The sequence below is a fragment of the Asticcacaulis solisilvae genome (assembly GCF_017875235.1).
Classification (GTDB): domain Bacteria; phylum Pseudomonadota; class Alphaproteobacteria; order Caulobacterales; family Caulobacteraceae; genus Asticcacaulis; species Asticcacaulis solisilvae_A.
In genome coordinates, this window is sequence record NZ_JAGGMI010000002.1 from 277,050 (window position 1) to 299,982 (window position 22,933).

Consider the following 22,933-nt stretch of genomic DNA (forward strand, 5'->3'; position numbering starts at 1 on the left):
TTGTGCGCCATCGCCCGTTCCGCCCCGCCAGCAATCGATCTTGCCGGTCTCTAACGCGGGTACAAGTTCATAACGCAGTGCAAAACATAGACTGGCCATGGCCGCATGGCCAATAGAAAGTTGCCCTGTCGCCAACAGAAAAAAGGCCGAGCCTTCCGTCTCCGCCCGCAATTTTTCTTTGAATCTGCCTTGATCGTGCCGTATGAACCCGTCACAGGTTTTGACGGGGCGGCGAAATTGCCGGTCCCGCAGGCTCTATAAGACAACGCACCGGACGCATTTCGAATGATCAGCCTTTTCCGCCAGTTTACCAAGTCGTGGGTCTTTATCGGCCTGATGGCCCTGCTGATCCTGTCCTTCGCCATCTTCGGCATGAGCGACGTCTTCAAGGGACAGTCCACGAACAATGTCGTCGAGGCCGGCAAGCGCGTTGTCTCCGCCAACGATTTCAAGCAGATCTTCGAGACCAACAAGCAGCAGTGGGCCCAGGAACGGAACGGCCAGTCCTTTACGAACGAAGAGTTCGTGGCCCAGGGCGCCCACACGGCCATGGTCGAACAACTGGCCGACCAGCAGTCGCTGGGCGCCTGGCTCGACAGCCTGCGCATCAAGCCCTCAGCCAAGCTGATCGTTGACCAGTTGGCCAAGACGCCGCAGTTCTTCAACTCGGCCACCGGCAAGTTCGACAGCGAAACCTACAAGCAGGCCCTGGCCCGCGTCCAGATCGACCAGAAGATGTTCGAGCGCGACGTCGCCGACCAACTGGCAGGCCAGCAGTTCGTCACGGGGGCGCTTGCCGGCTTCCAGGCGCCGCGCGTGTTCTCGACGGCCGAAGCGGCCTTTTCAATGCAGACGCGCGACTTCAGCTATTTTTACGTGACCGAACGCAGCATCCCGGCCCCGGCCATGCCGACCGACGCCGAGGTCGCCGCCTTCTATCAGGAGAACCTGGCGCGCCTGACCATGCCGGAACTCCGCCAGGCCGCCATCGTCGTGCTCAGCGTCGAGCAGTTCCTGCCTGGCGTCCAGGTGAATGACGCCGATGTGCGCAAGGCCTATGAGGCCCGCCTGGAAGGCGCGCGCACGCCGGAAACCCGCAGCTTCGTCCAGATCACCGCGCCGGACACCAAGGCCGCCAATGCCATCTCGGCGGCGCTGAAGGCCGGCCAGGCGCCCGATGTCGTCGCCAAGGCCAACAAGGGCACGGTGCTGCGTATCGACCGTCAGGCCAAGTCCGCCGTCCCCGACGCCAAGATCGCCGACGCCGCCTTTGCCATGAAGACCGGCGAGGTCTCGGGTCCGGTCCAGGGCGAACTCGGCATCGCCGTCCTCCGCATGGGTGATATCCACGCCGGCGCCACGCCTTCGTTCGAAAGCATGCGCGGCCAGATCACCGACGACCTGAAGCGCGAAGCCGCGGCCGACAAGCTGAACGACGCTTCGCATAAGCTGGCCGACGCCTTGGCCGCCGGCGAGGACTTCCGCGCCACGGCCCAGAAGCTGGGCCTGGAGGTCAAGGACCTGCCGTGGATGAACGCCCAGGGCAATATCATGACGCCGCAGGGCATGACCCAGGGCAATGACTATTCGCGCTACCCCAATATCGTGAAGGCCATCTACGATCTTCAGCCCGGCAGCACCTCGGACGTCCAGGAAGCCGGCCAGGGCCAGTATTTCGTCGTCAACCTCAAGACCGTGAAGCCGGCCGCCGCGCCGCCGCTCGACAGCGTCAAGCCGCAACTGATCGGCGCCTGGCGCGCCCAGAAGGCCGCCGCCGCCATCGAGGAAAAGGCCGAGGCCCTGGCCGCGCGCCTCGGCAAGGGCGAATCCCTGACGACGCTGGCCGCCGAAGCCGGCAGCCCGCTGCAAACGGAAAAGGGCGTCGACCGTTCGGGCGGCGCGCGCCAGGTCCCGCCGGCGATCACAGGCCAGGTCTTTAACGCCAAGCAGGGTGAAACCTTCCACGCGCCGCTTCAGCAGGGCGTCATCCTGGTCGGCCGCCTCGACGCCGTCCATCAGGCGCAAGCCGCCGCGGCCAATACGACGGCCGCCGGTCTGAAAACCCGCATGGGCATGTCGATTGCCCAGGACGTTGTGGGCCTGGCCCGGACGGCCGCGCGCGGCGCCGTCAAGACCAAGACCTATCCGAATACCGCGATCCGCGCCCTGGGCGTCACCCCGCCTGAGGCCGACGCCAAGGACGCCAAAACCAAGGACGAGAAAAAGTCGTGACCGCCACGCCTTCCGTAGCAGCGCGCGGCGCTCAACCCTCACCGGAAGACGTCAAAAGCGCCTTTGAAACCCAGTATGCTGCCGGCAAGCCGTCCATCGTCTGGCGCACCCTGATCGACGACCTGGAGACGCCGGTTTCAGCCTATCTCAAGCTCGGCCGCCAGCGTCCGTTCAGCTTCCTGTTCGAGTCGGTCGAGGGCGGCGCGCTGTCCGGCCGCTATTCGATCATCACGCTCAATCCGGACCTGGTCTGGCGTTGTTTCGGCGACAAGGCGGAACTGGCCACGGGCGAAGGCATCGCAACCGACACCTACCTGCCCGAAGAGAAGCCGACGCTCGAATCGCTGCGCGCCTTCGTGGCGGCCAACCGGATGGACATCCCGGAAGGCCTGCCGCCGATGGTGTCGGGTGTCTTCGGCGTCTTCGGCTACGACATGATCCGCCTGTTCGAGCCGCTGGGCGAGGCCAATCCCGACCCGCTCAAGCTGCCGGACGCTGTCGTCGTGCGCCCCTCCGTGGTCTGCGTCTTCGACAATGTCGCCCACGAGATCCTGCTGGCCAGCCCGGTGTGGCCGTCCCACCTGTCGGCCCAGGACGCCTATAGCGCCGCGCTTGCGCGTCTCGACGCCGTCGAGGACGACCTGCGCGTGCCGCTCAGCGCCCAGCCCGCGCCGCGCGAACACGCGCAGCAGCCCCTGTCGTCGCCGACCTCGCCGCTCGATTTCGGCAATATGGTCGACAGCGCCAAGGAATATATCCGCGCCGGCGATATCTTCCAGGTGGTGCTCAGCCACCGCTTCGAAGCGCCCTATCCGCTCGATCCCTTCGCCTTCTACCGGTCGCTGCGCCGTCACAACCCGTCGCCCTACCTGTTCTACCTGAACTTCGGCGGCTTCCAGCTGGCCGGTTCCAGTCCGGAAATCCTGGTGCGCATCCGCGACGGCAAGCTGACCATCCGCCCGATCGCCGGGACGCGTCCGCGCGGCAAGACGGTCGAACAGGATCGCGCGCTGGAAAAGGAACTGCTGGCGGACCCCAAGGAGCTGTCGGAACACCTGATGCTGCTCGATCTCGGTCGTAACGATGTCGGCCGCGTCGCCAAGCCGGCCAGCGTCCGCGTCACCGAGAAGTTCATCATCGAACGCTATAGCCACGTCATGCACATCGTCTCGAACGTCGAGGGTGATGCGCCGGAAACGCTCGATCCGGTCGATGCGCTGCTGGCGGCGCTTCCGGCCGGCACGCTATCGGGCGCACCCAAGGTCCGGGCGATGGAGATCATTGACGAGCTGGAGCAGGTCAAGCGCGGCGTCGGTTACGGCGGCGGCGCGGGCTATATCTCGTCGAACGGCAGCGTCGACGTCTGCATCGTCCTGCGCACGGCGCTCTTCAAGGATCGCAACATCTATGTCCAGGCCGGCGCCGGTGTCGTCGCCGACAGCGTGCCGCAGATGGAATACGAAGAAACCTGCCACAAGGCCGGCGCACTCATCCGTGCCGCCCAGGATGCCTGGCGGTACGATTATAAGGCCAACTCGTAAGTCGTTAGACTCAGCGTTCTGTGGCGATCAGCACGGCTTCTCGCACCGGGCTCGACTGCGACGGCGAGGCAGACAGCTCAAAGTCTGCTGAAGCTGTCGCTGGCATGGCACTCACTTTCAAAGGCTTTTTCGGCTCTTCGTGCCCGCTGAGAAGCGTGATCAGGAGCGTGCCCGACACGGCCAGGCCGGTAATGGCCGCAAGCGACAACAGGCCATGGCGCGACCGCTGATCTGGCGAACGCAACAGCCCCAGCGCTTCCGACAGGCGCGCGTCGCGGTCATCCGTATCTGCGGTTATGTCGTTGAACAGGGCCATGTCAGCGAATCTCATCGTGTCGTTGACGGCCAATCAACCATCAAAGCGTTAACCAATCTTAACTCTGCGCGGAAATCTTAAGGCTTGGAAAAGACCATCGTATTGCTTAAATGACCAAAGGCTTTGCGTGCTCTCGATCTCTACCGGACGCGCTTCGCGGAGGCGCACATGATTCTGGTCATCGATAACTACGACAGCTTTACCTACAACCTCGTCCATTACCTCGCCGAACTGGGCGCGGAGACGAAGGTGTATCGCAATGATGCCTTGAGCGTTCAGGACGCCCTGGCGCTGGCGCCCAACGCCATCTTGCTGTCGCCAGGGCCATGCGCGCCCGACCAGGCCGGCATCTGCCTGCCGCTCCTGCGCGCCGCCCCCGAGGACATGCCGGTTCTGGGCGTTTGTCTGGGCCACCAGTCAATCGGCCAGGCCTATGGCGGCGACGTCATCCGCGCCAAGGCCTTGATGCACGGCAAGACCAGCCAGATCCATCACAACAATGTCGGCATTTTCAAAGACTTGCCAAACCCGTTTACAGCGACGCGTTATCACTCGCTGGCCATCAGGCGCGAGACACTGCCCGACGATCTGGAGGTGACCGCCTGGACCGACGACGGCGAAATCATGGGTGTCCAACACAAGACGCGTCCGATCCATGGCGTCCAGTTCCACCCCGAATCGATCGCCACCGAGGGCGGCCACCAGCTTCTGGCCAACTTCCTCGAACTGGCCGGCATCAAGAGCCAGAACCTTTATGTCTGACGCCTTCAAACCCCTGCTGGCGCGCCTGGCTGACGGCGCGACGCTTGATGGCGACGACGCCGAAGCCTTTTTCGACGCCTGTTTGCGCGGCGAGCCGACGCCCGCCCAGGTCGCCGCCGCCGTCACCGCCATCAAGCTGCGTGGCGAAACCGTCGGCGAAATCGCGGCGTGCGCCCGGGCCATGCGCAAGGCCGCCATCCATCTCGACCATCCTTACGACGTCATCGACGTCTGCGGCACGGGCGGCGATGGCCTGCATACGCTGAATATCTCGACCGCCGTAGGCTTCGTCGCGGCCGGCGGCGGCTGCAAGGTCGCCAAGCACGGCAACCGCGCCATCACCTCGAAATCCGGCACGGCCGACGTACTGGCGGCGCTGGGCGTCAATATCGAAGCGACGCTTGAGCAGCAGCGCAAGGCGCTGGACGACGCCGGCATCTGCTTCCTGTTCGCTCAGGCGCACCACGGCGCCATGAAGCACGTCTCGCCGATCCGCCAGCAACTGGGCTTCCGCACCATTTTCAACCTGCTGGGCCCCTTGAGCAACCCCGCCGGCGCCCGCCGCCAGGTCGTGGGCGTCCCCTCGCCGCGCTTCGTCGAGCCCATTGCCCAGGCCTTGGGCGCATTGGGCGCTACCCGCGCCTGGGCGGTGCACGGTGCGGGCCTCGATGAACTGACCACGACCGGCGAAACCGAAGTCGCCGAGTGGGCGGACAGCAAGATGCGCCTGTTCCGAATCACGCCGGAAGCTGTGGGCCTGCCGCGCGCGGCTCTGGCCGATATCACCGGCGGCACACCTGACCACAATGCCGCCGAACTCAAAGCTTTACTCGACGGCCGAAAGAGCGCCTATCGCGACATCGTCCTGCTGAACGCGGCCGCCGCCTTCCTGGTCGCTGATCGCGTCGAAACCCTGCGCGAAGGCATCGAGCTTGGTGAAGCCGTCATAGACGATGGTCGCGCCCGCCAGGCGCTCGACATTCTCATCAAAACGACGCAAGGCTCGTGATGGACATTCTGGAATCGATCGCCACCTACAAGCGTGAGGAAGTCAGCCAGCGCCGCGAACGCGCGACTGTCGCCGAACTGGAGGCACAGGCCACCGAAATCGGTGCGCCTCGTGGGTTTATGAACGCACTGATCAACGGTAAGCGTTCGGGGTCTTTGGCCCTGATCGCCGAGGTCAAGAAGGCAAGCCCGTCCAAGGGCTTGATTCGCGAGGACTTCGACCCGCCCTTCCTGGCCAGGTGTTACGAGGCCGGAGGCGCCAGCTGCCTGTCGATCCTGACCGATAACCCCAGCTTCATGGGCCACGAAAGCCACTTCCAAATGGCGCGCAATGCCGTCTCCCTGCCGTGCATTCGCAAGGAGTTTCTGGTCGATACCTGGCAGGTGGCCGAATCGCGTGCGCTCGGCGCCGACGCCATCCTCGTCATCATGGCGATGATCGACGATTCGCTGGCGGCCGACCTGATCGCCTCCGCTCATCATTACGGCATGGATGCCCTGGTTGAGGTTCACGACGCGGCCGAGATGGAACGCGCGCTTAAGCTCTCCTCGCGGCTGATCGGCATAAACAATCGGAACTTAAGGGATTTCAGCGTCAGCCTGACAACGACCGAAGATTTGTCGAAGATGACTGGCCCAGACCATGTCCTGGTCGCCGAAAGCGGCATTTTCACGGTGGACGACGTCGTACGTCTCGGGGCCACCGGCGCCACCGCCATGCTGGTCGGCGAAAGCCTGATGCGTCAAGCCGACGTCACCCTGGCGACCCAAACCCTGCTCGGCGTGGCAGGCGAATAAACTTCGCCTCTTGACAATTCACGAGAACACACACAGAACACGAAGCACAAGTTCATGACTTGTTCACCGCTGCATGGTGTCATACGGCGAAAACAGGTCCTACCCGACAGGTGCTCGAACCATGCTGACGACCAAACAACGCGAACTCCTCATGTTCATCCATGAGCGCATCAAGGAGGGCGGCGTATCGCCTTCGTTCGATGAAATGAAGGAGGCGCTGGACCTGGCGTCCAAGTCCGGTATCCACCGGCTGATCACGGCGCTCGAGGAACGCGGATTCATCCGCCGCCTGGCGCACCGCGCCCGCGCCCTCGAAGTCATCAAGCTGCCGGACCAGGCGACAACCTCCGCCCCCCCGCGCGGCCGCCAGACCTTTGTGCCGCAAGTGGTCGAGAGCAAGCGTCCGCCCGACGCGCTGCGCCCGGTCAACGACGATACCCGCGAACTGCCGCTGCTGGGCAAGATCGCTGCCGGCGTGCCGATCGAGGCCATGGGCCAGGAGCGCGACCGCTTGCGCGTGCCGGAGGTCATGCTGGGCGCCGGTGAGCACTATCTGCTGGAAATCGAAGGCGACTCGATGATCAACGCCGGCATTCTCGACGGCGACTATGTCGTCATCAAGAAGACCGATACCGCCCAATCGGGTGAGATCGTCGTGGCTCTTGTTGAAGGTGATACGGCGACACTGAAGCGCCTGCGCAAGAAGGGCGCATCGATCGCCCTGGAAGCCGCCAATCCGGCCTACAAGACCCGCATCTACAATGCTGACGAAGTGGCCGTGCAGGGCAAGCTGGTCGGTCTGATGAGGCGTTACCACTGATCTTGAGCGTCTGAGACCTGCGTCCAAGGGCGGTTGCCGCGCAAGGGCTGCGCCGCCTTCAGATGCCACTCACCATTTCGGCGCGTCAGTTCGATGGCGCCGAGACGACGGAAGTCACCCGCGCTGATGCGGTTGACGCCCGAACAATCAGTTGGCCAGTCTCCGACGGGGCTACGCAAGATGACAAGATCGCTGTTCAGACAAAGGGTTGTCAGCGTGAGTTTGTTGGGCGGTTTATTGCTGAACCAGAAACCGACGCGCAATTGGGCGTCTGGCCACGGCGTACAGGCATAGCCTGCGCATTCATAATCCCTGTCGCGTCCATCCTCGCCCAGCATGTTGAAGCCATAGCGCCGCGACCAGTACTCGTAGCCGGTACGGCGGACCTTGGGCCTGAGCAGATAGGCGTCCTTGTCACGGCGAATAGCGGCGTTTCCGCCTTGCGGGTCAATCCAGATGTCCGGCGCGGGTAATCTCGGCCAGTACAGGATGGACAGTCCGGCCGCAAAGCCAAGCCAGCGCGCCCAACCCCTTACCAGGCAAACCCAGATCAGTCCCAGAAACGACAGGACCAGGACAAAGTCCGGCGCGCCGGGCCAGGTGATGACCGCGCCCTTCAAGCCGGCGGTCCATTCGGCGATGCGCGCAATCAGCCATAATCCGCCGGCCGCGATACGCAGAAACAACGGCCCCAAGGGCGTCTCGCTCAAGGTCGCGCCGATGGCGAGCCCCGGCATGACGATAAAAGTGGTAATCGGCGCTTCGAACAGATTGGACAGCAGACCATAGACGGAAAAGCGGTTGAAATAGGCAATCGAGAACGGCGTGGTCGCCAGCGTCGCCACCAGCGACAGCAGGATCGACAGCCACAAACCGTGCACGGCTTTCTGAAAGGCCCTCACCCACCACGGCACGCTGATCTCGCGGATCGGCGCCTGATGGGCTTCACTTAAGCCGAGAAGGGCCGCCGTCGCGCAGAACGACATCTGGAAGCCCGGCTGGATAACGGCTTCGGGCGTCAACAGGATGACGATAAAGGCAGCGATTGCCAGCGCCCGCAAGCTCAGCGCGCGACGATCGAGCAGGATGGCAGCAAAAGCCACCCATGCCACGACGGCGGCGCGAACAGCCGGCGCCGGTGCGCCGGAGATGGCCAGATAAAGCGCCACAGCAACGATGCTGATTCCGGCCGCGACCTTTTTGATCGGCACACGCAGGGCCAGCCATGGCCAGGCCGCCATACACCACCGCAAGATGAAGAAAACGAAGCCACCGACCACCGCCATGTGGACGCCCGAGATCGACAGGATGTGGGCCAGGCCGGAATCGCGCATCTCATCGATCAGGCTCTGCGGCACGAAGGCCTGATGGCCAGTCACCAGCGCCGCCGCAAAACCGCCAAGCTCTGGTCCGTCCCGATAGGCCGGCTTGATGTCGTTGACGATGCTGCGCGTCAGAGCCCAGCGTAGCCGGTTCAACCCGGTGGCCGCTTCCAGTCGCCAGCCATAGTCCTGATCCGGCAAGACGCGCGGTTCGCCTGGGATAAAGCCGACGCCGCCTATGCCCTGAAAATAGGCGTTGCGGGCGAAGTCATAGCCGCCGGAGATCAGGGGCGATGGCGGCGGATTGAGGATGGCAAAGGCCGAGATCGTATCGCCAGGCTTGATGTCATAAGCTTCGATCATCCCAGGCCGGAGCGTTACCCGCAGCCGCAACGGCATTTGCTCAGGGTCAAGGCCACGCATGGTGACTGGCGCCAGCGTCAGGCGCGGCGCGTCCGAAGAACTGGAGACCACATCGACCACGACAGCGGTGATGTTGTACTCGCTGCGGTCGGACGGCAGGACGGGCGCTGCTGCATGCTCCGCTCTCAACTTGCAGACCAGCGCGCCGGCAAAGACCAGGAACACGGCCAGCATCAAGCCGTTCAGGGCGTGCGGTCCCCATCGACGGCACGCCCACCACGCGCCGCCCGACACCACCGCCGCTACGGCAAACCACGCCAGATGCAGTTCTACCGGCAGGCTGAGATAACCTGCAGCCCCAAATCCGAAAGCCACCGGCAACCACAGGAACAACCGGCCGCGCTGGCGCGCTACCGCGTCGGCCAGGCGCGAACGCCACTCGGCCATATCCGTTATCTTCGCCGCCCAGTTTCCCCCCAAAAACGCCAAGTCCTGCCCTGTCAAAAATGCTTTGGGTTACGGCAAAGACCGCTATAAGGAGCCCCAAATCTCCGCCCCGAATTTCGTGAACTGACCATGCCTAACGTTTCTTCGCAAGTTGTCACCCGCTTCGCCCCCTCGCCTACCGGCTACCTGCACATCGGCGGCGCCCGCACGGCCCTGTTCAACTGGCTCTATGCCCGCCACACCGGCGGCAAGTTCCTGATCCGCGTCGAGGACACCGACCGCGAACGCTCGACGCGCGAAGCGGTCGATGCCATTTTCGAAGGCCTCGACTGGCTGGGTTTAAAGCCCGACGACACGGTGGTCTTTCAGGCTGCGCGCGAAAAGCACCACAAGAAGGCCGTCGACGCCCTGCTGGCCAATGGCCGCGCCTATCACTGCTTCATGTCCGCCGAAGACACCGACGTCGCGCGCGAGGAAGCCCGTGAGGCCGGCCATGCCCTTCGCTCGACGTGGCGCGACAAGACGCCAACGGCCGCCCAACTCGAAGAGCCGCATGTCATCCGCTTCAAGGGCCCTCTCGATGAGCCTTTGGTCGTGCGCGACGCCGTCCAGGGCGACGTCCATTTCAACACCAAGGACATGGACGATCTGGTGCTGCTGCGTTCGGACGGCACGCCGACCTACAATCTGGCCGTTGTCGTCGATGACCATGACATGGGAATCACCCACGTCATCCGCGGCGACGACCATCTGAACAACGCCGCCCGCCAGAGCCTGATCTATATGGCGCTGGGCTGGGACGTGCCGACCTTCGCCCATATCCCGCTGATTCACGGCGCGGACGGCGCCAAGCTGTCGAAGCGTCACGGCGCCCAGGCCGTCGGCGACTATCAGGAGCTCGGCTACCTGCCCGAAGCCATGCGCAACTACCTGGCGCGCCTGGGCTGGTCGCACGGCGATGATGAGATTTTTGATGATGCGCAGGCCATAGAGTGGTTTGATATCAAGGACATCAACCGCGCGCCGTCGCGTCTCGACTTCGCCAAGCTGGGCTCGGTCAACGCTCACTGGATCCGCGCCTGCGATGAAACCCGGCTGATCGACCTGACTGTCAAGACGTTGCGTCACCAGGGCCAGGTTGCCGCGGATACGCCCGAAACGCGCGAAATCCTCACGCGTACCGTGCCGCTGGTCAAGGAACGCGCCCAGACGCTGATTCAGCTGGCCGAGGCCGTGCAGTTCGCGCTTGCCAAAGGCCCGCACGAGCTGGACGAAAAGACCAAGGGGTTGCTTAATGACGAAACCCGTCAGCGACTGTTGCGGTTTCACGACACTGTGAGCGGATGGGCCGACTGGTCCGTCGAGGCAACCGACGCCGGATTGAAAAAATTCGTTGAAAATGAATGTATTGGCTTCGGAAAGATAGGTCCCGCCTTAAGAGGTGTACTATCACCCGGCATGCCCGCCCCCGACATTTCGAAGGTTTTGACGAGCCTCGGACAGGCCGAAACCCTGAATCGTCTTAACGCGGCCCTTTTCATTTGATCCGCGACTTTATATAGCAGTCGCAACGCGATTTCGGTTGCGTCGCACACAAACATCAAGGGGTGAGCGTAACATGACCCAGAATACATCTGCCAACCTCAACGTCGGTGGCAAGGCAGTTTCCCTGCCGGTCCAGAAGGGCACTTTGGGACCCGACGTCATCGATATCCGCAAGCTGTATGCGGAAACCGACGCGTTCACCTACGATCCGGGCTTCACCTCGACCGCCAGCTGCGAAAGCAAGATCACCTTTATCGACGGCGATGCCGGCGTACTGCTGCACCGCGGCTATCCCATCGGCCAGCTGGCTGAAAAGTCGAGCTTCCTGGAAACCTGCTACCTCCTGCTGCACGGCGAACTGCCGAGCGCCGCGGAATTCGAGGTGTTCGAGCGCAACATCACGCGCCACACCATGCTGCATGAGCAGTTCGACCGCTTCTTCTCGGGCTTCCGCCGTGACGCCCACCCGATGGCCATCATGACCGGCGCCGTCGGCGCCCTGTCGGCCTTCTATCACGACAGCCTGGACATCCACGACCTGAAGCAGCGCGAGATCTCGGCCCACCGCCTGATCGCCAAGATGCCGACGATCGCCGCCCGCGCCTTCAAATACAGCGTCGGCCAGCCGTTCGTCCATCCGCGCAACGACCTCAGCTATTCGGCCAACTTCCTGCGCATGTGTTTCGCCGTGCCGGCAGAGGACTATGTTGTCGATCCAGTCCTGGTCAAGGCGATGGACCGCATCTTCATCCTGCACGCCGACCACGAACAGAATGCCTCGACCTCGACCGTCCGCCTGGCCGGTTCATCGGGCGCCAACCCGTTCGCCTGCATCGCCGCCGGCATTGCCTGCCTGTGGGGCCCGTCGCATGGCGGCGCCAACGAAGAGGCGCTGAACATGCTGAAGGAAATTGGCAAGCCGGAGAACATCAAGGACTACGTCCAGGGCGTGAAGGATAAGAAGTACCGCCTGATGGGCTTCGGCCACCGCGTCTACAAGAACTACGACCCGCGCGCGACCGTCATGAAGCAGTCGGCCGACGAAGTCCTGGCCGCTGTCGGCGATCCGAACGATCCGCTGCTGCAGGTCGCCAAGGAGCTGGAGCAGATCGCGCTGAACGACGAGTACTTCGTTGAACGCAAGCTGTTCCCGAACGTCGACTTCTATTCGGGCATCACCCTGTCGGCCATGGGCTTCCCGACCACCATGTTCACCGTGCTGTTCGCCCTGGCGCGCACCGTGGGCTGGATCGCCCAGTGGAAAGAAATGATCGAGGATCCTTCGCAGAAGATTGGTCGTCCCCGTCAGCTCTATACCGGCGCCACGCAGCGCGACTACGTGCCGCTGTCGGCCCGCGGCTAATCTCTACGACACACTCTGGAAAAGCCCGCTCATCACGAGCGGGCTTTTTTGTGCTGAAAGCGTCCGGTTGACTGTCGGCGGTAAGCGGTTGATGCTGCCAAAAAACGGACAGGGTCGAAACCATGCGCGTCCTACAGAATGCTTTGCTGATCGTCGTGGCCCTGCTGTGCGGTCCATTTGCGTCTCAAGCCCAGGATTTCGGCGCCATTCCGCCGTGGGACGCACAATGGGTGTCGCATCCGGATGCGCCGCCGCAGGGGCCGGTGGTCTTGCATTTCCGCAAGGTTCTGGCGCTTTCAGAAATACCAAAAACCTATGAGATTCAAGTTTCAGCCGATAATCGCTTCATCCTTTATGTCAACGGACAACGCGTCGGTTCCGGGCCGTCGCAGTCGGATCCGCAAGCCTGGCGTTACGCGACCTTCGGCATCTCGCCCTATCTGAAGTCCGGCGAGAACGTCCTGGCGGCGGAGGTCTGGAATTTCGGCGATGTCCGCCCGATGGCGCAGATGACGGCCGAAACCGGCTTTTTCGTTCAAGGCCGGACAGCGCGCGAAGCCGAGGCCAACACTGGCAAGGGTTGGCAGGTCGCCATGACTTCGGACCACACGGCATCAGCCGTTCCCATGACAATCGGCGACAAGTGGTTCGGCTATTACGCCGCCGGACCGGCGGAGCGGATCGACGGCCGTGCAACGACGTGGAACTGGCAGTCGGGGATGGGCACCTGGAAAGACGCCACGCCTTCACGGATTGCAAATCCGCTGCAAAACCCGACTGGACCGAGGCACCTGACGCCTGATCCGCTGCCGCCACAAATCTATCGGCCAGTCGATTCCGGCAAGGTCGTGCGCAGCGATCTCAAAGGCGCCAAGGCCTTCCCGCTGACCATTCCGGCCAATCGGCGCACGCGCATCCTGATCGATCGCGGCACGATGATCGCTGGCTATCCGCGCCTGACGGTCTCCGGCGGCCGCGACGCTGAAATCCGCTTGACCTATTCCGAGGCGCTCTACGACAAGGACCTCAAGAAGGGTGACCGCAACGCCATCGTTGGCCGCGAGGCGCTTGGCCTGACCGACACCTTTATCGCCGACGGCGGCGAAAGCCGGACCTTTGCGCCCCTATGGTGGCGGACCTGGCGCTATATGGCGCTCGATATCACGACTGGCATCGCGCCGCTGACGCTCGACCGGCTGGAGGTCATGGAAACCGGCTATCCGTTCGAACAGAAGGGCTGGTTCCGCTCCGACGACAGCGGTCTCGACGCCATCTGGCAGGCGGGCTGGCGCACTGCGAAGATCGACGCACACGAAACCTATATGGACACGGCCTATTGGGAACAGTTGCAGTATGTCGGCGACACGCGGCTGCAGGCGCTGATCTCCTACGTCGTCTCGGGCGATGCACGGCTTGCGGAACAGGCCATCGCGTCCATCGGGCGATCGATCGGGCGCGATGGCCTGACGCAAAGCCGCTATCCATCAGCGCGGTCGCAGATCATCCCGTCGTTCTCGCTGCTGTGGATCGGCATGATCCACGACTATTACTATTATAATCCGGACCGCAGCATGCCCGCGGCGCAGCTTCCCGGCGTCCGCATAGTGCTCGACCGGTTCCGCAAGCTTCGCGGGCGGCGCGGTTTGTTGACCCAACCGCCAGGCTGGGATTGGATCGACTGGTCGCCCGGGTTAAATGGTCGTCCCGCGAATTTCTATGATGGAGAGGGCGAGTCCTGCCTGACGAGCCTGCTCTTTATCGGCGCCCTGCAGCAAGCCGCCGAGTTGGAAGGCGCTGTGGGTGATCCGGCGCGGCAGGCGCGCGACATCAATGACGCCACGGCGGCCATCGAAGCTGTCCGTCGCCACTGCCGTGCCGATAACGGTCTGATCGCCGATGCGCCTGACAAGCTGCGTTACAGCCAGCACGCCAACGCCTTGGCTGTGCTTTATGATGTCGTGCCCGGGACCGAAGCCAAGGACGTCCTGCAACACATCCGCCCGTCGACGGGATTGACCGCACCGCAAGGTGTGGCCCAAGCCTCGTATATATGGGGACACTACATCGCTCAGGCCGAAGCCAAGTCCGGACTGGCAAACCGCTATGGCGACCTTATGCTGACCTGGCGCGATATGGTGAAGCTCAACCTGACCACCCTGCCGGAAGAGGCCGAACCGACGCGGTCCGACACCCACGCCTGGTCGGCACATCCAACTTCAGGCCTGATCGAAATTGTGGCTGGCATTCGGCCCGCGTCGCCCGGTTATACGACGGTCGTCATCCGGCCTGCCCTGGGAACGCTCAAGCAGGTCGATGCCGCCGCCGCGCATCCGAAAGGATTGATTCAGGCGAGGTATGTTCGTAGTGGCGGCAAGCTTCAGGCGCAACTGGTTCTGCCGGACGGCGTGACCGGCCAGTTCGTCTGGCAAGGCCACGCCCATCCTTTACAGTCAGGGAAAACGGTTCTGGACCTGGCTGATTGAAAATCAGTTGGCCGTGCGCGTCGCGCTGATCTCCAGAAAATCCAGTACCGCTTCGGCGGCGCGCTCGGCGGTCGGACGCTGGCCACGGCCGAGAATGTCGAGCGCGGCGAATTGTTCTGCGACCTGCTGCTCACGCAGGGCCCTGTCATTCAGCCGGTCGATTACAGCCTTCAGCAGGTTGTCGGGCGTGCAGTCATCCTGGATAAACTCCGGCGCTATGCGTTTGTCGGCCATGATGTTGAACATGGTCACGTGCTTCAACGTCATGATGCGCGTGTATATCCAATGGGTCAGCGGTTCCAGCTTATAGGCGATCACCATCGGACAGCCCGCTAGAGCCAGTTCGGTCGAGACCGTGCCGGAACACGCCAAGGCCAAGGTCGCCGCCTGCATAGCCGACAGCTTGTCGGCTTCGCTGTCGATCAGGCGAATAGGGACAGGCAGGTCCTTGACGGCCTCCAGCACGCGGTCACGCACCGTATCAGCCACTGGCATAACAAAAGTCACATCCGGCCTTGCGACGTGCAAGCGGGTCATGACCTCGGCGAAGATCGGCATCATGTGGCGGATCTCGGCCGGCCGGCTGCCCGGCAGGACGAGCAGCATTGGGGCATCCGGGGCCAGATCAATTGACTTGCGAAACGCAACAGGATCAGCGGGCGAGAAGTCGAGGTGTAGCGCTGGATTGCCGACTACAACCGTCCTGAGGCCATGCGCTTCGAAGAAGGGCGGGTCCATGGGATGCAGCGCGATCAGGAAGTCCACCGCGCCGGCCAGGGTCTTGGCGCGGCCGGGACGCGCCGCCCAGACCTGAGGGCCAACATACTTTATCAGTGGCACACTCGGCATCGCCTTGCGGATCGCCTTGGCGGCGCGCAGCGTAAAACCCCATGAGTCGATCAAGACGACGGCGTCCGGCTGTTCGCGCTGCGCCAGGGCGACCGTGTCCTTGACCCGGGCATTTACGCGCGGCAGGGCTTTCAGGCCTTCGACGAGGCCGAGGATCGACAGTTGCGCGATATCGAAGGGGCTGTCGACGCCCTGCTCGGCCATGCGCGCGCCGCCGACACCGACAAACCGCCAGTCGATGTGCGGGGCCTGGGCGCGCAGTTGCGTCATCAGGCCGGCGCCCAGCATGTCGCCGGACGCTTCGGCGGCGACCAGCATCAGCTTGCGCTTTGCAATTGGGGCGTCAGTCGAGGCCATAGATGAACAGTCCGAGTTCGGCAGCCTTGGCGAAGACAGCAGGCTTGTCGACGATCAGCAGGTGGTCTTTGCGGCCGACGATACCGCTCAGTCCCGCAGCCGAAGCGTCTTCGACGGTCGAGAGGCCGATCGTCGGCATGTCGAGGCGCAGGTCCTGGATCGGCTTGGGCAACTTGGCCAGGACTCCCTTGCGTTGCGAAAGCGAACCGCGAATATTGGCCGGCAAGGTCGGGATGCGACGGAGAAGGTTTTGCGTGCCTTCCTGGGCTTCGACAGCCAGGGTGACACGGCCGGCAACGACGACCGCCTGGCCGATATCGAGCCCGCCAATAGCGCTTGCAATCCGCAAGGCTTCCTGGGCGTCTTCCATGGCTTCTGGGGACGGGTCGGGACCGGCTTGCAAACCGCCAGCGATCAAAAGGTCGGGATTGGCTTCGTGGGCGCCTTCGATATGGTAGCCCTGGGAAGCGATGACCTTGGCGACCTGACGCAGCAAGGAGTCGTCCCCGCCCCGGCCGGCCTGCTGGATCGAGGACAGGGCCTGGGTATTGGCGGCGCCCTGGTCGAAGGTGGTGAAGTCCGGGCGCTGGACATAGCCGCACATGGTGACGGCCTTGCACTGCTCTGTGGCCAGGATTTCAAACAGTTTGGCGAAGTCGCCGAGACTGAGGGTATGGCCGGGGTGGCCGTTTAGCGCTTCGTCGGACAGGCCTTCGATGCGGACGACGATGTAGGGCCGGTTTGTCCGTGCCACGTAGGTGGCGACTTCGACCGGGAGTTGGCCGCCGCCGGCGATGAGGGCGAGTTTGGTGGCGTTGGTCATGGCGCTTTCGACTTATGGGGTTTGGGGGCCGTGCCCCCAAAATCTTACATTTCTTTTTGGCGATGGCCCTGAAGGGCCTTAGCCAAAAAGAAGTCTAAAGGCTTGGGGCCACAGGCCCCAAACCCCGTTACTCGACAGCGTCAATGATCCGACGGCAAACAAATCGGCCGCGTCGAGTCCTCACGGATAAACCGGACGATCTCCACCACCTGCGGCACTTCAGCGTACGTCTCAAGCACGTCGTCCAAACGCTCCTGGAACGTCCCCTCCTCCGCAAACATCATCCGATACGCCGTGCGCAGATGCAGGATCGTTTCCCGCGAAAAACCCCGGCGTTTTAGGCCAACCAGGTTCAACCCCTCAAGCCGCGCATGATTTCCCCACACCGAGCCATAAGGGATGACGTCCTTGGTCACGATCGCGCCGCCGCCGATGAACGAATACCGCCCCAGCCGCGCGAACTGATGCACCGCGCACGACCCGCCCAGAAACACGAAATCGCCAACCTGCACGTGACCACCGCACGACGCCTGGTTGGCCAGGATGACATTGTTGCCGAGAATGCAATCGTGCGCGATCCCCGATCCCGCCATGAACATGCAGTCATTGCCGGCGACCGTGATGCCGCCGCCTTTTTCCGTGCCCGTATGCATGATGACATTCTCACGCACCAGGCAGCGCTCGCCGACGATCAGCTTGGTCGGCTCGCCCTTGTGCGCCAGGTGCTGCGGCGGTCCGCCCAAACAGGCGAACGGATGGACGACCGTATCGGCGCCGATGTCACTGATGCCGTCGATCACGACGTGCGATTTCAGCTTCACCCGATCCTGAAGCGTCACATGCGGCCCGACAATGCAATAGGGCCCGATATCCACGTCCGCGCCAAGCTGCGCGCCGTCGTGGATGATGGCGGTCGGATGGATGGTCACACTCATAGGCAGGTCTTTCCGTGTGACCGCTAAGAAGCGGTCTTATTGGCAGTCTGACCGCGCTGCGGCGGCCTTACTTTGGGCTTTCGACGACCATGGCCGCGAATTCGGCCTCGCAGACGATCCGGTCGTTGACATAGGCCTCACCGCGGAACTTGAAGATGTCGCCGCGATGACGCACCACCTCGACCGGCATGCGCACCGTATCGCCCGGACGCACCGGACTGCGGAACTTTACACCATCCACCGACATAAAGAAGATGGTCTTGCCTTCAACATCTGCGTCCAAAGATTTCGACATCAGCACGGCGCCCGTCTGGCCCATGGCCTCGATCAGCAGGACGCCCGGCATGACCGGGTTTTCCGGGAAGTGGCCATTGAAGAACGGTTCGTTGAACGTCACGTTCTTGATGCCGGTCATCGACTTGTTCTTAATCCAGTTTTCACCGCGATCGACAAGCAGGAAAGGATAGCGGTGCGGAATCCGCTTCAGTATCTCGGCATAGTCCACCGAAACGCCGGTTTCCGCTACGTCACCCACGCCGGCCGCCGGGGCCGTCTGGACATCATGTTCCGCGTCGCTCATCTAACTCTTCCTTATCCTTCGCCCGACTTATCCCTGGGCGGGGTATTGCCGGCGGCATGCTTTTCCAGCCACACGGTTTCACGTAAAAACTGCCGCGACGCCCTGGCCGGGTAACCCGACACAGTCTGGCCGTCAGGGACGTCCTTGAACACACACGAACCGGCGCCAATCTTGCCGCCCGCTCCAATACGCAAGTGATCGACCACGCCGGCACGGCCGCCGAACATCGCACCGTCACCTACCTCGACCGAGCCGGAAAGACCAGCGTGCGCTGCAACAATGCAGTTACGACCGATTCGAACATTGTGGGCAATCTGGACCAGATTGTCGATCTTGGTTGCCTCTCCGATGATCGTGTCATCAAAGGCTCCCCTGTCGATACAGGTACCAGCGCCGACCGACACATCGTCCTGGAGAATGACGCGCCCCAGTTGCGGCACGTCGACCAGGCCCTTGGCGTCGCCACTGACGCCGAACCCCGCCTCGCCGATGCGCACGCCCGCCGACAACTGCACGCGATCGCCGATCATGGCGCAATAGATGGTGCTGTGCGCGCCGACGCGGCAGTTGCGACCGATGCGTACGCCCGGACCGATGACCGCATAGGCCTCGATGCGTGTACCGGCGCCGATCTCGACGTCCTGGCCGATGACGACGCCGACGCCCAGCGAAACACCTTCCTCGCACCGGACAGATGGATGCACAGCCTGCGCGCCATCATGAAGACGCGGGCGGTAAAGACGCCCGGCCACCCGCGACCATGCCGCCTGGGGCGATGCGCCGATCAACGGAATACTGCCGTCCGGCACCTCATCGGCAAAATCGGGCGTGACGAAGACGTATTCGGCGCGCGTGCGCTGGAGCTTGGCCAGGTAGCGGCGATCACTAAAAAACGCCGCCTTCCCTTCGCCGAAGCCCTGCCCTCCAAACGACAAAGGGGCGCAAGCCTCGATGAAGCCGCTCCCCTTCCGGTCCGGCGATAGCAGCCGGGTCGATGTCAGCCCCATTGCCTGATCCACGTCGATTTTTGAACCGACTTCAAAAAAACGCAGATCAGGCATAGATGGGCTTAACTCTTAGTTCGTCTTCGGCGCGGTCCCTGCAGCAGCGGGCTTCGGAGCAGCGGCCGCAGGCTTGGGTGCAGCGGGCTTCGGAGCGGCAGCTGCGGGCTTCGGCGTGCCGGCCGGAGCAGCGGCAGCGCCCTGGGCGGCCGGCTGGTCGAGGCTTACGCGGTCGAAGGCCGGCAGCAGCTCGCCGGTGGAGTCCATCTTCTGCACCACGGCCGAGGTGATGTCCATAGCCGGATTGACATAGGTGAACTTCTGGGCGACCGGCTTGCCGTCGGCACCAGTCGTGGTGGTGTCATAGCTCAGCAGGCTGGCGGCCGAAACGACGGTCGAGCAACCCTTTTGCGTCACCACGGCGTTGATGTTCGGGATCATCTTCGAGAAGATGGCCGCCATCACTTCCTGCTGGGTGTACTGCATTTCCTGCTGGCGCTGCTGGACCTTGCCCTGGAAGGCGTCGCGCTTCTTGGCCCAGTCCTGGGCCTTGGTTTCCCAGGCAGTCTTGCCGGCCGGCGTGGCAGCCTGCGTCTTCTGGTTGGCGGCCAGCGTCTTATATTCGGTTTCGAGCGCCGTGCCCTGCTGCTGCAGTTCACCGTCGACGACCGACTTCAGCTGGACCAGGCGCTGCGACGCGGCCTTGCCCATGGCGGACGTCGTCATGGCGGCCTGTTCGTCGAGCACGCATTGGCCGGGGATGGCGGCGCCGAAGGTCGGCGGCGTCGGGGCGGCGGCGGTTTGGGCATTGGCGGCGCCGGCGGTCAGGGCCGCCAGACCGGCGATCAGGAAGAGGTTCGCTTTTTTCATGTCCAGGTACTTTATGTTTGGTTGAGAGAGTAAAGGTCGGTGTTGGTTATCAGAATTGCGTCGATTGCGAGAAGCGGAAGGTTTCGACCTTGTCGTATTCCTCGCGAGACAGGATCTGGCTCAGGTCGAACTGGATCGGCCCCATCGGCGACTTCCAGCGGATGGTGATACCCGCCGAAGCCCGCAGGGACAGATCGTCACGAATATTGGTGTTTGGGTCCCCTGCATCGTAAGTCCCGTTCGGATCCGCGGCCGAGTAAACCTTCAGGCGCCGGTCCACACCGCCAAGCGTACCTACATCGATAAATAGAGCGGTTTTAAGGCCATACTGCTCCGGCAGGCCGTTGGGAATACCCAGCTCCGCTGAACCGATGCCATAGTATTGGCCGCCCAGGGCGTAGGTCGTTGAGGTATCACGCGGTCCCATACCGGCATATTCGAAGCCGCGCATCGTATCCCCGCCCTTGAAGAAGCGGTCGTTGATGCGGACAGCGTCGCCGTTGAAGGCGATGATGGCGCCGGCCGTGCCCGACAGGTGCAGGATCATGTCCTTGCGGAAACCGTGATACCAGTGGGCTTCGCCTTCCGAACGGACGTAGCGGACATCGCCGCCAAGACCGGCGAAGTCCTGACGCAGGACAACGTTCCAGCCGCGCGTCGGCTGGATGAAGTCGTTGCGCAAATCGAACGACAGAGTGTAGCCGACCGACGACGTCACGCCCTGGCCGCAGTTGTACAGCAGGCCGTTACATTCGTTCGTCGAACCGTACTGGATGTCGTCGCTGCGCAGGTTATAGCGCAGGCGCAGCAGCGAATAGCCGTTCAGGTTATAGCCGAGGCGGACGCCGGCGCCGATGGTGTCAGTCGAGTAGCTAACGCCCTTATAATGGTACGAGCTCTGGAACAGGTCGAAACCAGCCTGAACGTTGCGGTTCATGAAGTAGGGCTCGGTGAAGGAGAAGTCGATGTCCTTCTGGATCGAGCCGGTCTGGACGCGGGCGCGGATCTGCTGGCCCGTACCGCGGAAGTTGGACTGCGAGATGCCAATGTCGAGAATGAACTTCTGGTACGACGAGAAGCCGGCGCCGAAGCTGAGTTCGCCGGTGGGCTGCTCCTCGACCGCGACCTCGATATTGGTCTTGCCGGCTTGCGTCGACGGCTTGTCCTTGATCTCGACTTCCTTGAAGAAGCCCATACCGCGGACATAGACCTTGGAGCGTTCCAGCAACGCCTTGTTGTAGGCGTCGCCTTCGGACACCAGCATCTGGCGGCGGATGACGCGGTCGAGCGTCTGGGTGTTGCCGACGATGTCGATCTTGTCGATGTAGACGCGCGCGCCTTCGTGGACGTTGAAGGTCAGGTCGACATTGCGGTCGTTCGGATCGCCCTCTTCCTGGGGACGGATGTCGACAAAGGCGAAGCCGCGCGAACCGGCCGCGAAGGTCAGGTCGTCGACCGCCTTTTCGACGCGCTCGGCCTCATAGAGCTGGCCCGGACGGATCGAGATCGAGCGCAGCAGGTCTTCCGACTTCAGCTTGTCGTTGTCGGTCTTGATGGTGATGCGGCCGAAATTGTACTTCTGGCCTTCATCCAGGGTGTAGGAGATGGCGAAGTCCTTGCGGTCCGGTGTCAGTTCGGCCACCGCCGAGATGACGCGGAAGTCGTAATAGCCGCGGTTGGTGTAGTGCTTGCGCAACTGCTCGCGGTCGTAATCCATCCGGTCGGGATCGTAGTTGTCGTTCGACGAGAAGAAGCGCCACCACAGCGACTTCTGCGTCACGACGACGCCTCGCAGTTCGTTGTCCGAGAACGCCTTGTTGCCGATGAAGTTGACCGAGGCCACGCCGGTCTTGGCGCCTTCGGTGATTTCGAAGATCAGGTCGACGCGCTTTTGCGGCAGTTCGACGATCTTTGGCGTCACGGTCGCCGAGATGCGACCAGCCTTGCGATACAGTTCGATGATGCGCTGGACGTCTTCCTGGACCTTGGCCTTGGTGAAGACGCCGCGCGGACGGATCTGGACCTCGTCGCGCAGCTTGTCCTTGGTCATCGACTTGTTGCCCTCGAACACCACCTGGTTGATGATGGGGGCTTCGACGACGGTGACGACCATCTCGCCGCCATTCATGGCGATCTGGACGTCCGAGAACAGGTCGGTGCGGTAGAGCGTCTTGACCGCAAGGTCGATCATTTCCGCGTCGACGGTCGATCCGGTCTGGAACGGCAGGTAAGACACGATGGTCTGCGAATCGATCCGCTCATTGCCCTGGACGGTGATCGCCGACACGTAGGCCGTTTGCGTGGCGGGAGCCGCCTGGGCCGCCGGATCCGCTGCCTGCGGCGCAGCCCCTGGTGTCGCGCCCGCCGTCGCCTCTGGCGGTGCCGCCGGGGCATCCTGCATCAGGAAGGCGCGCGCGTCGGCGGCGGTGGCAAAGGTGCCGGCCGCGATGATGGCCATGACGCTGGCGCTGAAGGAAAGGCTGTGAGAGAGGGTCATGCGGCCTCGAAGCAGGCTGTG

General features: G+C 62.9%; 18 protein-coding genes. 9 read left to right on the plus strand and 9 right to left on the minus strand.

The window, feature by feature from the left end; all coding sequences use genetic code 11:
• The first annotated feature begins 285 nt into the window (after nucleotides 1-285).
• Nucleotides 286-2,232 carry a peptidylprolyl isomerase gene (locus J2X24_RS04390; RefSeq protein WP_209717176.1) on the plus strand — a complete coding sequence of 649 codons (1,947 nt, stop codon included), beginning with the start codon at nucleotides 286-288 and terminating at the stop codon, nucleotides 2,230-2,232.
• 95 nt (nucleotides 2,233-2,327) lie between these two features.
• Nucleotides 2,328-3,773 (plus strand): anthranilate synthase component I, encoded by a 1,446-nt coding sequence (gene trpE, locus J2X24_RS04395; protein WP_310002581.1) that lies wholly within the window; start codon nucleotides 2,328-2,330, stop codon nucleotides 3,771-3,773.
• A 10-nt stretch (nucleotides 3,774-3,783) separates the two neighbouring features.
• Here trpE and J2X24_RS04400 read toward each other — a convergent pair whose 3' ends face one another.
• Nucleotides 3,784-4,089 carry a hypothetical protein gene (locus J2X24_RS04400; protein ID WP_209717181.1) on the minus strand — a complete coding sequence of 102 codons (306 nt, stop codon included), beginning with the start codon at nucleotides 4,087-4,089 and terminating at the stop codon, nucleotides 3,784-3,786.
• Between the two features lie 168 nt (nucleotides 4,090-4,257).
• On the opposite strand from J2X24_RS04400, the gene J2X24_RS04405 reads away from it, so the two are divergent.
• The 4 genes from J2X24_RS04405 to lexA all read left to right on the plus strand — a co-directional run bounded on the left by J2X24_RS04405 (nucleotide 4,258) and on the right by lexA (nucleotide 7,477).
• Nucleotides 4,258-4,851 (plus strand): anthranilate synthase component II, encoded by a 594-nt coding sequence (locus J2X24_RS04405; protein WP_209717184.1) that lies wholly within the window; start codon nucleotides 4,258-4,260, stop codon nucleotides 4,849-4,851.
• A complete protein-coding gene (gene trpD / locus J2X24_RS04410; protein ID WP_209717187.1) occupies nucleotides 4,844-5,860 on the plus strand; it encodes an anthranilate phosphoribosyltransferase in 1,017 nt (338 codons plus the stop codon). The genes J2X24_RS04405 and trpD overlap by 8 nt, the downstream gene beginning before the upstream one ends.
• Nucleotides 5,857-6,657: an indole-3-glycerol phosphate synthase TrpC gene (trpC, locus tag J2X24_RS04415; RefSeq protein ID WP_209717190.1), complete on the plus strand. Its 801-nt coding sequence runs from the start codon at nucleotides 5,857-5,859 to the stop codon at nucleotides 6,655-6,657. Before trpD ends, trpC begins: the two co-directional genes overlap by 4 nt.
• 121 nt (nucleotides 6,658-6,778) lie before the next feature.
• Nucleotides 6,779-7,477 (plus strand): transcriptional repressor LexA, encoded by a 699-nt coding sequence (gene lexA, locus J2X24_RS04420; RefSeq protein ID WP_209717193.1) that lies wholly within the window; start codon nucleotides 6,779-6,781, stop codon nucleotides 7,475-7,477.
• Here lexA and J2X24_RS04425 read toward each other — a convergent pair.
• Nucleotides 7,468-9,609, minus strand: coding sequence for a ComEC/Rec2 family competence protein (locus tag J2X24_RS04425; RefSeq protein ID WP_209717196.1), 2,142 nt, complete (start codon nucleotides 9,607-9,609; stop codon nucleotides 7,468-7,470). The two genes, lexA and J2X24_RS04425, sit on opposite strands and share 10 nt — an antisense overlap.
• Before the next feature lie 129 nt (nucleotides 9,610-9,738).
• Here J2X24_RS04425 and gltX point away from each other — a divergent pair, with 129 nt between their 5' ends.
• The 3 genes from gltX (at nucleotide 9,739) to J2X24_RS04440 (ending at nucleotide 15,000) form a co-directional block, all read left to right on the plus strand.
• The gene (gene gltX, locus J2X24_RS04430) at nucleotides 9,739-11,154 is read left to right on the plus strand and encodes a glutamate--tRNA ligase (RefSeq protein ID WP_209717200.1); all 1,416 of its coding nucleotides are present in this window, start codon (nucleotides 9,739-9,741) and stop codon (nucleotides 11,152-11,154) included.
• 73 nt (nucleotides 11,155-11,227) lie between these two features.
• Nucleotides 11,228-12,517 (plus strand): citrate synthase, encoded by a 1,290-nt coding sequence (gene gltA, locus J2X24_RS04435; RefSeq protein ID WP_209717203.1) that lies wholly within the window; start codon nucleotides 11,228-11,230, stop codon nucleotides 12,515-12,517.
• Between the two features lie 122 nt (nucleotides 12,518-12,639).
• Nucleotides 12,640-15,000, plus strand: a complete 2,361-nt coding sequence (locus J2X24_RS04440) for a family 78 glycoside hydrolase catalytic domain (protein ID WP_209717206.1) — start codon at nucleotides 12,640-12,642, stop codon at nucleotides 14,998-15,000.
• A 3-nt stretch (nucleotides 15,001-15,003) separates the two neighbouring features.
• On the opposite strand, the gene lpxB is transcribed toward J2X24_RS04440, so the two are convergent.
• The 7 genes from lpxB to bamA form a co-directional block, all read right to left on the minus strand.
• Nucleotides 15,004-16,206, minus strand: a complete 1,203-nt coding sequence (gene lpxB, locus J2X24_RS04445) for a lipid-A-disaccharide synthase (protein WP_245344442.1) — start codon at nucleotides 16,204-16,206, stop codon at nucleotides 15,004-15,006.
• Nucleotides 16,193-17,029 (minus strand): LpxI family protein, encoded by an 837-nt coding sequence (locus J2X24_RS04450; protein ID WP_209717209.1) that lies wholly within the window; start codon nucleotides 17,027-17,029, stop codon nucleotides 16,193-16,195. Before J2X24_RS04450 ends, lpxB begins: the two co-directional genes overlap by 14 nt.
• 140 nt (nucleotides 17,030-17,169) lie before the next feature.
• Nucleotides 17,170-17,958 (minus strand): acyl-ACP--UDP-N-acetylglucosamine O-acyltransferase, encoded by a 789-nt coding sequence (gene lpxA, locus J2X24_RS04455; protein ID WP_310002584.1) that lies wholly within the window; start codon nucleotides 17,956-17,958, stop codon nucleotides 17,170-17,172.
• A gap of 73 nt (nucleotides 17,959-18,031) precedes the next feature.
• On the minus strand, nucleotides 18,032-18,499 hold the full coding sequence (gene fabZ / locus J2X24_RS04460; RefSeq protein ID WP_209718275.1) for a 3-hydroxyacyl-ACP dehydratase FabZ: 468 nt from the start codon (nucleotides 18,497-18,499) through the stop codon (nucleotides 18,032-18,034).
• 56 nt (nucleotides 18,500-18,555) lie between these two features.
• Nucleotides 18,556-19,605: a UDP-3-O-(3-hydroxymyristoyl)glucosamine N-acyltransferase gene (lpxD, locus tag J2X24_RS04465; RefSeq protein ID WP_209717215.1), complete on the minus strand. Its 1,050-nt coding sequence runs from the start codon at nucleotides 19,603-19,605 to the stop codon at nucleotides 18,556-18,558.
• Nucleotides 19,606-19,620: 15 nt separating this feature from the next.
• Nucleotides 19,621-20,415, minus strand: coding sequence for an OmpH family outer membrane protein (locus J2X24_RS04470; protein WP_209717218.1), 795 nt, complete (start codon nucleotides 20,413-20,415; stop codon nucleotides 19,621-19,623).
• A gap of 49 nt (nucleotides 20,416-20,464) precedes the next feature.
• Nucleotides 20,465-22,912, minus strand: a complete 2,448-nt coding sequence (bamA, locus tag J2X24_RS04475) for an outer membrane protein assembly factor BamA (RefSeq protein ID WP_209717221.1) — start codon at nucleotides 22,910-22,912, stop codon at nucleotides 20,465-20,467.
• Nucleotides 22,913-22,933 lie beyond the last annotated feature (21 nt).